The organism is Vibrio sp. 10N.222.48.A3, assembly GCF_041475345.1.
In the GTDB taxonomy this organism is placed as follows: Bacteria; Pseudomonadota; Gammaproteobacteria; order Enterobacterales; family Vibrionaceae; genus Vibrio; species Vibrio tasmaniensis_A.
In genome coordinates this window covers 1-1,161 of record NZ_JBFRVX010001407.1, presented here as the reverse complement: position 1 = coordinate 1,161, position 1,161 = coordinate 1, and the positions used below count along the sequence as shown (strand labels likewise).

General features: G+C 39.4%; 2 protein-coding genes. One reads left to right on the top strand and one right to left on the bottom strand.

The window, feature by feature from the left end; genetic code table 11:
• Window positions 1-821 (top strand): glycosyltransferase (locus AB4653_RS26745; RefSeq protein WP_372105743.1); only part of this gene is annotated, 821 nt, incomplete at its 5' end.
• On the opposite strand, the gene AB4653_RS26740 is transcribed toward AB4653_RS26745, so the two are convergent.
• Window positions 811-1,161, bottom strand: a 351-nt coding sequence (locus AB4653_RS26740; protein WP_372105742.1) for a polysaccharide biosynthesis protein, incomplete at its 5' end; no start/stop codon positions are given. The two genes, AB4653_RS26745 and AB4653_RS26740, sit on opposite strands and share 11 nt — an antisense overlap.

Below are 1,161 nucleotides of genomic sequence, written 5' to 3'. Positions count from 1 at the left end.
GATTGTTTTTTAATAAACCGATAATCTATAGTGTAACTGGGTTAGGCGCAGTTTTTAGTTCTAATTCAATTAAATTCAATCTCTTAAGACGTATCATTACTACGCTCTATAAGTCGATCTCTTCTTCTAAATCACGTTTCATTTTTGAAAACAACGAAGATTATCAACTATTTGATGAAATTGGTGTTTTAAAGTACGAAAATGGTCGAGTTGTCAAAGGTGCCGGAATTGATCTAGCTCGCTTTTCTCCTTCAATGTCACCTCTAAATAAGAGTGTTTTGTTCGGTGCTAGACTTTTGAACGAAAAAGGGTTGGCCTGTTTAGTCGAAGCAAAGCAGATTTTAGAAAGCCAAGGTGTTGAATTCACGCTTAATGTTGCGGGGATTATTGATAGCGACGTTTCTTCTGCTATTCCTCTTAGTCAAGTAGAGGCTTGGGCAAGCTCTGGTGATATTAATTGGCTAGGTAACGTGCAAAATATGCCTAAGCTAATAAAAGAAAACGATATAGTGTGTTTGCCTACTACATATGGTGAAGGTGTCCCTCGAATCTTAATCGAGGCAGCTTCTTGCCAAAGAGCGATAATCACAACTGATGTTGTTGGTTGTCGTGAAATCGTATCTCATAATGTTAACGGTTTACTGGCGCAACCAGGAGATGCAATTTCACTTGCTAACTGTTTACGCGCGTTGCTTGAGAATGATGAAAAAACTCTTGAATTTGGCGTTAGGGGGCGTCAAAAAGTTGAAACAGAGTTTTCTCAAGAAATGGTATTTGAAAAAACTCTAAAGGTTTACGATGAGCTTGGTGCTATCCGTTAGCATTGGGTTTATACCCAGTAGGGGCATCTAATAGAATCCTCATAATGCATTCTTCATCAAAGTTATGGCAACACCTATCGAGCTGTTCCAAAAGTGGCTGCATTTCACTCCAACTCAACATCTGCTCTCTGGCTGTCATTATCTTTTGATGGCCACTACCTTCCACATTGTCCCCAATCAAAAGCTCTTCATAAAGCTTTTCTCCTGGGCGTAATCCTGTGAACTTTATAGAAATATCGCCCTCTTGAGGTGATCCTTCTATATTTTCTTGCATACCCATTAGGTGAATCATTCGTTTCGCTAGGTCTAAAATCTTGACTGGCTCGCCCATATCAAGAAC